This is a genomic window from Streptomyces sp. B6B3 (assembly GCF_039871525.1).
In the GTDB taxonomy this organism is placed as follows: domain Bacteria; phylum Actinomycetota; class Actinomycetes; order Streptomycetales; family Streptomycetaceae; genus Streptomyces.
In genome coordinates, this window is the sequence record NZ_JBDPLU010000028.1 from 91,683 (window position 1) to 99,244 (window position 7,562).

Genomic DNA, 7,562 nt, shown 5'->3' on the forward strand with positions numbered 1-7,562 from the left:
GAAGACGGCGAGGACGTGAATGCCCACCATCACCATGGCGCAGGCCCTCAACGCGGCCCTGCGTGACGCGCTGCGCGAGGACGAGCGGGTGCTGGTCTTCGGCGAGGACGTCGGCGCCCTCGGCGGCGTCTTCCGGGTCACCGACGGCCTGAACCAGGAGTTCGGCGACCAACGCTGCTTCGACACCCCGCTGGCCGAGTCCGGCATCGTCGGCCTCGCGGTGGGCATGGCGCTGGGCGGCTTCCGGCCCGTCGTGGAGATGCAGTTCGACTCCTTCGCCTATCCGGCGTTCGAGCAGATCACCTCGCACGTCGCCAAGCTCCGCAACCGGACCAGGGGACGGGTCTGCCTCCCCCTGGTGATACGGGTCCCGTACGGCGGCGGCATAGGCGGCGTGGAGCACCACTGCGACTCCAGCGAGGCGTACTACGCCCACACCCCGGGCCTGAAGGTGGTCACCCCGGCGACCGCCGAGGACGCCTACTGGCTGCTGCGCGACGCGGTGGCCGATCCCGACCCGGTGGTCTTCCTGGAGCCCAAGCGGCAGTACTGGTCGAAGGAGGAGGCCCAGGTCGCGGTGCGCGCGGCCCCGCCGTTCGGCCGGGCGGCCGTGCGCCGGCGCGGCCGGGACGCCACGCTGGTGGCCTACGGCCCCGCGGTGCCGGTGGCGCTCCAGACGGCGCGGGTGGCGGCGGAGGAGGGCGTCGACCTGGAGGTCGTGGACCTGCGGACGCTGGTGCCGTTCGACGACGAGACGCTCGCGGACTCGGTGCGGCGCACCGGCCGGTGCGTGGTGGTGCAGGAGGCCCAGGGCTTCGCGGGCGTCGGCGCGGAGATCGCGGCGCGGGTTCAGGAGCGTTGCTTCCACTCGCTGGCCGCGCCGGTGCTGCGGGTCAGCGGGTTCGACATCCCCTACCCGCCGCCGAAGCTGGAACACGCCTACCTGCCCGGCGTGGACCGGGTGCTGGACGCGGTGGACCGGCTCCAGTACGACGACGAACCGGACGTCCACCACCTGGTCCGGGGGGCGGCGTGAGCACCACGGTGGCCGAGGTCGGGGAACGGCTCTTCCGGCTGCCCGACCTCGGGGAGGGGCTGGAGGGGGCCGAGGTCGTCGCGTGGCGGGTCGCCGTCGGCGACACGGTCACGGTCGACCAGGTCGTGGTCGAGGTGGAGACCGCGAAGGTCGCCGTCGAGGTGCCGATTCCCTTCCCGGGTGTGGTGCTGCGACTGCACGCGGACGTCGGCGCGTCCCTCGCCGTCGGCGAACCCCTCATCTCCGTCGGCCAGCCCGGCGGCGCGGCAACGGCCGCCCCGGCGCCGCACGCGGTTCGCGGCAACGGCGCCGCGCCGGGCGAGCCTTCCGGCGCGAACGCGGAGCCTGCGGAGCCTCCCGAGCCGGACACCGGCTCGGGAAGCGTGCTCGTCGGATACGGCACCGGCCCGGCCGCCCCACCCCGCCGCGGCCGACGCGGTAGCGCCACGGCGGGCCGCCCCGCGGCCGCGAAGGCGGCCGACGCGGCCAACGCGTCCGGTGGCGGTGCTGGCGCGGACTCCGCGGTCCGCGCGGGTACGGCTGGTGACGGAACCGGCGCCGGTGCGGCCCTCACGGCCGATGCCGGCGCCGTTGCGGCCGCCGATGTCCGCACTGGTGTGGGCGGTTCCGCCGCCCCCGCCGCGGGTTCCCCGGCCGGTACGGGCGCCCGTGGCTCCGCCGGCACCGGCGCCGGCCCGGCCGGCGCCGGGACTGCCGCCGGCGGCGCCCCCGCCCTCGTCGGGGGCGCCGCCGGTCCGGAAAGCACGGCCGCGGGAAGCGGCGGTGTGCCGCGGGTGATATCGCCGTTGGTGCGCCGGTTGGCGCGGGAGCATGGGATCGACGTGGGGCGGCTGACGCCCAGCGGGCCCGAGCGCATCGTGCTGCGCCGGGACGTGGAACGGGCCGTGGCCGCCCGCGACCGTGCGGGGTCGGCGTCGGCGTCCGAACCCGCCGACGAGCGGGTCCCGTTGCGCGGCCTGCGGCTGGCCGTCGCCGAGAAGGTGTCGCGCAGCCGGACCGAGATCCCGGACGCGACGACCTGGGTGGACGTGGACGCGAGCGACCTGGTCGCGGCCAGGGACGCGCTCCGCGCCGCCGAACCCTCCCGGCCGGTCGGCCTGCTGGCGCTGCTGGCCCGGATCTGCGTCGCGGGCCTGCGGCGCTTCCCGGAGCTCAACGCCACCGTGGACACCGAGCGCGGCGAGATCGTCAGGATCGCCCGGGTCCACCTCGGGTTCGCCGCGCAGACCGAGCGCGGCCTGGTCGTCCCCGTGGTGCGCGACGCGCACCGCAGGACGACGGCGGAGCTCGCTGCCGAACTCGCCCGCCTGACCGAACTGGCCCGCACCGGCGGGCTGTCCCCCGCGGACCTGACCGGCGGCACCTTCACCCTGAACAACTACGGCGTGTTCGGCGTCGACGGCTCCACGCCGATCATCAACCATCCGGAGGCCGGCATGCTCGGCGTCGGCCGGATCATCGACAGGCCCTGGGTGGTGGACGGGGCCCTCGCCGTCCGCAAGGTCACCCAGCTCTCCCTCAGCTTCGACCACCGGGTCTGCGACGGCGGCGCCGCCGGAGGCTTCCTCCGCTTCGTCGCCGACCGCGTCGAGCACCCCGCGATCCTGCTGGCCGACCTGTGACCGCAGACCTGTGACCGCAGACCTGTGACCCAGAGGGCACCGAGCCCGACGAGAAGGTGATGTGCGAATGCACCAGGCAGCGACTGCCCCGACCGACTTCTACCCGAAGCACCGGGAACTCCTGGAGCAGGCCGTGGCGGCGTGCGCGGTACGCGGCTTCTGGACGCCGTACGTGGAGGCGCCGAGCGCCAGGGCCTACGGCGCCGAGGCGGCCGAGGAGGGAGAGGCCGCGTTCCGCGCCCACCTGGACGCCCCGTTCCCGCTGGCCGGCCAGCCCGGCACCGGCTCCGTGCCGGGCGCCGAGGTGTCGCCGTACGGCTTCACGCTCGGCGTCAGCTATCCGCGGGTCACCCCGGAGGAGGCGATCGCCGCGGCCAAGTCCGCCGCGGTCCAGTGGCGTTCGGCGCGTCCGGAGACCCGGGCCGGCGTCGCCGCGGAGATCCTGGCCCGGCTGAACGCGGCGAGCTTCGAGATGGCCCACGCCGTGCAGCACACCACGGGGCAGCCGTTCGTGATGGCCTTCCAGGCGGGCGGCCCGCACGCCCAGGACCGTGGCCTGGAGGCGGTCGCGTACGCCTTCGCGGAGCAACTGCGCCATCCGGTGTCGGCGCGCTGGACCAAACCGCAACGCAGGGGCGACCCACTCGCGTTGGAGAAGACGTTCACGCCGGTCGGGCGCGGCGTCGCGGTGTTGGTCGCCTGCAACACGTTCCCCACCTGGAACGGCTACCCGGGCCTGTTCGCCAGCCTGGTCACCGGCAACCCCGTCGTCGTGAAACCGCATCCGCGGGCCGTGCTGCCGCTGGCGATCACCGTGCGGATCGCCCGCGAGGTGCTGGCCGAGGCCGGCTTCGACCGCAACGTGGTGATCCTGGCGCCGGAGGGCGAGCGGCCGACGGCGACCGACCTGGCCACCCACCCCGACGTGCGGATCGTGGACTTCACCGGCTCCACCGAGTTCGGCGACTGGCTGGAGGCCAACGCCCGCCAGGCCGCGGTCTACACGGAGAAGGCCGGCCTCAACACCGTGGTGGTGGACGCCACCGACGACTACAAGGGTCTGCTGCGCAACCTCGCCTTCTCCCTGTCCCTGTACAGCGGTCAGATGTGCACCGCCCCGCAGAACATCCTGGTGCCGCGCGACGGCGTCGCCACCGACCAGGGCCGGCGCACGGCGGACGAGTTCGCCACGGACCTCGGCGGCGCGCTCGACGCGCTGCTCGGCGACGAACGACGCGCCACCGGAACGCTGGGCGCGATCGTCAACGACGGCGTGCTGAAGCGGCTCGCGGAGGCGGGCGGCCTGGGCCGCACCACCCACCCGTCCCGCGAACTCACCCACCCCGAGCACCCGGAGGCGACGGTCCGCACCCCGCTGGTGGCGCGGCTGGAGGCGGAGGCCGACCACGAGACGTACACCCGCGAGTGGTTCGGGCCCGTCTCGTTCGTCATCGCCACCGACTCCACCGCGCACAGCCTGGACGTGTTCCGGGACACCGTGCGCCGGCACGGCGCGCTGACGGCCGCCGTGTACGCCACCGACGAGGAGGTGTTGGACGCGGCCAGGTCGGCCGCCCTGGACGCGGGCGTGCACCTGTCGGAGAACCTCACCGGCGCCGTGTTCGTCAACCAGTCCGCCGCGTTCAGCGACTTCCACGGCACGCCGGCCAACCCGGCGGCGAGCGCCGCGCTCACCGATCCGGCGTTCGTCACCGGCCGTTTCGCGATGCTCCAGTCCCGCCGGCACGTGCCCGCGGAGCCCGCCGAGGCGGCGGCCGATGCCTGAACCCGCCGCCGCTGCCGCCGCCGACGCGGTCTACCTGGTCGACGGGTGCCGCACCCCGCAGGGACGCTACGGCGGCGCCCTGGCGTCCGTGCGGCCCGACGATCTGGCCGCGCTGGTGGTCGGCGAGGCGGTGCGGCGCGCCGGGATCCCGGGCGAGGCGGTGGACGAGGTGATCCTCGGCACCGCCAACCAGGCCGGCGAGGACAACCGGAACGTGGCGCGGATGGCGGTGCTGCTGGCCGGGCTGCCGCACACCGTGCCCGGCTACACCGTCAACCGGCTGTGCGCCTCGGGACTGACCGCGGTCGCCTCGGCCGCGCAGGCGATCCGGGCCGGCGAGGCCGACCTGGTGGTGGCGGGCGGCGTGGAGTCGATGACCCGCGCCCCGTGGGTGATGGCCAAGCCCGGCACCCCGTGGGCGAAACCGGGCGAGGTGCACGACACGGCCCTGGGCTGGCGTTTCACCAACCCGCGCCTCGACGACCGGCGCCTTGACGACCCGTACCTCGACGATCCGGGCCTCGACGACTCGCGCCTCAACGCACCGTCGTTCGAGAAACGGGACCCGGACGGCGGGCGGGTGACCCTGTCGATGGGGGAGACCGCCGAGGAGGTCGCGGCGCTGGACGGGATCACCCGGGCCGAGGCGGACGCGTTCGCGCTGCGCAGCCACCGGCGGGCGGTCGCCGCCCGGCAGGCCGGCCACCCGCGGCGGGACATCGTGCCGGTGCCCGTTCCCGTGCCCGTGGCCGAGGGCCGGGCGGAGGGCCGGGTGGAGCATGACGAGGGCCCGCGCCCCGACACCTCCCTGGAGCGGCTGGCGCGGCTGCGCCCCGCGTTCCGCCCGGGCGGCCAGGTCACCGCGGGCAACTCCTCCTCGCTGGCCGACGGCGCCGCCGCCCTGGTGGTCGCCAGCGCCGCGGCGGTGGCCCGGTACGGGCTGGTGCCGCGCGGCCGGATCGTGGCCTCGGCCGCCGCGGGGGTGCGCCCGCGCCTGATGGGTCTGGGCCCGGTGCCGGCGACGGAGAAGGCGCTGGCCCGCGCCGGATGGCGGACCGACGACCTGGCCGCCATTGAGCTCAACGAGGCGTTCGCCGCCCAGGCGTTGGCCGTGATCCGCCGGCTGAAGCTCCCCGAGGATCGGGTGAACGCCGACGGCGGCGCCATCGCGCTCGGCCACCCGTTGGGCTGCTCGGGTGCCCGCATCCTGCTCGCGCTGCTGGGCCGGCTGGAACGGGAGGGCTCATCCCGCCGAGGGCTGGCGACGCTGTGCGTCGGCGTGGGACAGGGCGTGGCGATGCTCGTGGCGGGCGCGTCATGACCGCCGCGTCGTCCGGGCCGGGCGCCCCTCCCAGTCCCGAGCCTCGTCCCGAACCCCCCGCGGTCGTCGGCGTGCTCGGCGCCGGCCGGATGGGCGCCGGCATCGCCCAGTCCTTCGCCGCCGCCGGCTCGTCGGTCACCGTCGTCGAACGCGACGCGGACGCCGCCGCGGAGGCGGTGACCCGGGTCGCCGCCGGGCTGGCGCGGGCCGCCGAGCGCGGCGCGCTCCGGCAGCCACCCGAGGAGGTGCTCGGCCGCGTCACCACCATCGCGTCGGTGGCCGGCCTGCCCGCGACGGCCGGTCTGGTCGTCGAGGCCGTCCCGGAGGACGCGGCGCTCAAGGCCAGGATGCTCGCGGCGGCCGAACGGGCGGTGGGCCCGACGACGGTGCTGGCGACCAACACCAGCAGCCTCTCGGTCACCGAACTGGCCTCGGCGCTGGAGCGCCCCGACCGGTTCCTGGGCATGCACTTCTTCAACCCGGTGCCCGCCTCCGCGCTCGTCGAACTGGTCGTCGCCCCGGGCACCGCCGAGGACACCGTACGGGCCGCCCGCGCCTGGACCGGCGCGCTCGGCAAACAGCACGTCGTGGTCCGGGACTCGCCCGGGTTCGTCAGCAGCCGGCTCGGCGTGGCCATGGGCCTGGAGGCGATCCGGATGGTCGAGGAGGGCGTCGCCGAACCCGAGGCCATCGACGACGCCATGCGGCTGGGCTACCGGCACCCCATGGGCCCGTTGCGGCTCACCGACCTGGTCGGGCTCGACGTGCGGCTCGCCATCGCCGAACACCTGCACGCCACCCTCGGCGCGCGCTTCGAACCGCCCCGGCTGCTGCGCGACATGGTCGAACGCGGCGACCTGGGCCGTAAGACAGGACGGGGGTTCTACCCATGGCCGTGAGCACCGTCGACTACCGCCTGGACGGGGCGGTCGCCGTGATCGAGCTGCGCCGCCCCGCCGCGCGCAACGCGCTCGACGCCGCGACGAAGGAACAACTCCTCGTGGCCCTCCAGTGGGCCGGCGCCGACGGCGAGCGGCCTGACGGCGAGCGCTCCGACGGCGAACGGGCCAGGGCGGTGCTGATCCGCGCCGAGGGGCCCGCGTTCTGCGTCGGGCAGGACCTCGCGGAGCACGCCCGCGCCCTCGACGCCGACCCCGGCACCGCGTTCGACACCGTTCCCCAGCACTACAACCCGTTGGTGACGGCGTTCCACGCGCTGCCCCAGCCCGTGGTCGCGGCCGTGGAGGGCGCCTGCGTCGGGGCCGGACTCGGCCTCGCGCTCGGCGCCGACCTGCGCGTCGCGGGCGACACCGCGTTCTTCGCCACCGCCTTCGCCGGCGTCGGGCTGGCCGCCGACACCGGCGTGAGCCGGGCCCTGACCCGGCTGCTCGGCGCGTCCCGGGCGGCCGGGCTGCTGCTGCTCGGCGACCGTTTCTCCGCCGAGGAGGCCGCCCGTTGGGGCCTGGTGCACCGGGTCGTCCCGGCCGGCCAGGCGGCCCAGGCGGGCCTGGACCTGGCCCGCCAGCTGGCCGCCGGGCCGACCGCGGCCTTCGCGGAGACCAAGGCCCTGCTGCGGGCCGCGGCCGACGGCGACCTCGACGCCGCGCTGGAACGCGAGGCGGCGGCCCAGCGGCGGCTCGGCGCCACGGCCGACCACCGGAACGCCGTGCGGGCCTTCCTCAACCGCGAGAAACCCCACTTCGAAGGCCGGTGACGCCCCCATGATCCCGAAGGGCAAGGAACCGATGACCCCGCCCCCAACCCCGCCCCCAACCC

General features: G+C 75.8%; 6 protein-coding genes. All 6 read left to right on the plus strand.

Features of this window, described 5'->3' with window-relative positions; translation table 11 throughout:
- The first annotated feature begins 19 nt into the window (after window positions 1-19).
- Window positions 20-1,036: an alpha-ketoacid dehydrogenase subunit beta gene (locus ABGB06_RS35465; protein WP_347598353.1), complete on the plus strand. Its 1,017-nt coding sequence runs from the start codon at window positions 20-22 to the stop codon at window positions 1,034-1,036.
- Window positions 1,033-2,679 (plus strand): dihydrolipoamide acetyltransferase family protein, encoded by a 1,647-nt coding sequence (locus ABGB06_RS35470; protein ID WP_347598356.1) that lies wholly within the window; start codon window positions 1,033-1,035, stop codon window positions 2,677-2,679. Before ABGB06_RS35465 ends, ABGB06_RS35470 begins: the two co-directional genes overlap by 4 nt.
- 67 nt (window positions 2,680-2,746) lie before the next feature.
- Window positions 2,747-4,465 carry a phenylacetic acid degradation protein PaaN gene (gene paaN / locus ABGB06_RS35475; RefSeq protein WP_347598359.1) on the plus strand — a complete coding sequence of 573 codons (1,719 nt, stop codon included), beginning with the start codon at window positions 2,747-2,749 and terminating at the stop codon, window positions 4,463-4,465.
- The gene (locus ABGB06_RS35480; protein ID WP_347598361.1) at window positions 4,458-5,786 is read left to right on the plus strand and encodes a thiolase family protein; all 1,329 of its coding nucleotides are present in this window, start codon (window positions 4,458-4,460) and stop codon (window positions 5,784-5,786) included. The genes paaN and ABGB06_RS35480 overlap by 8 nt, the downstream gene beginning before the upstream one ends.
- On the plus strand, window positions 5,783-6,685 hold the full coding sequence (locus ABGB06_RS35485; RefSeq protein WP_347598364.1) for a 3-hydroxyacyl-CoA dehydrogenase family protein: 903 nt from the start codon (window positions 5,783-5,785) through the stop codon (window positions 6,683-6,685). The genes ABGB06_RS35480 and ABGB06_RS35485 overlap by 4 nt, the downstream gene beginning before the upstream one ends.
- Window positions 6,676-7,500 carry an enoyl-CoA hydratase-related protein gene (locus ABGB06_RS35490; RefSeq protein WP_347598367.1) on the plus strand — a complete coding sequence of 275 codons (825 nt, stop codon included), beginning with the start codon at window positions 6,676-6,678 and terminating at the stop codon, window positions 7,498-7,500. Before ABGB06_RS35485 ends, ABGB06_RS35490 begins: the two co-directional genes overlap by 10 nt.
- The last annotated feature ends 62 nt before the right edge of the window (window positions 7,501-7,562 follow it).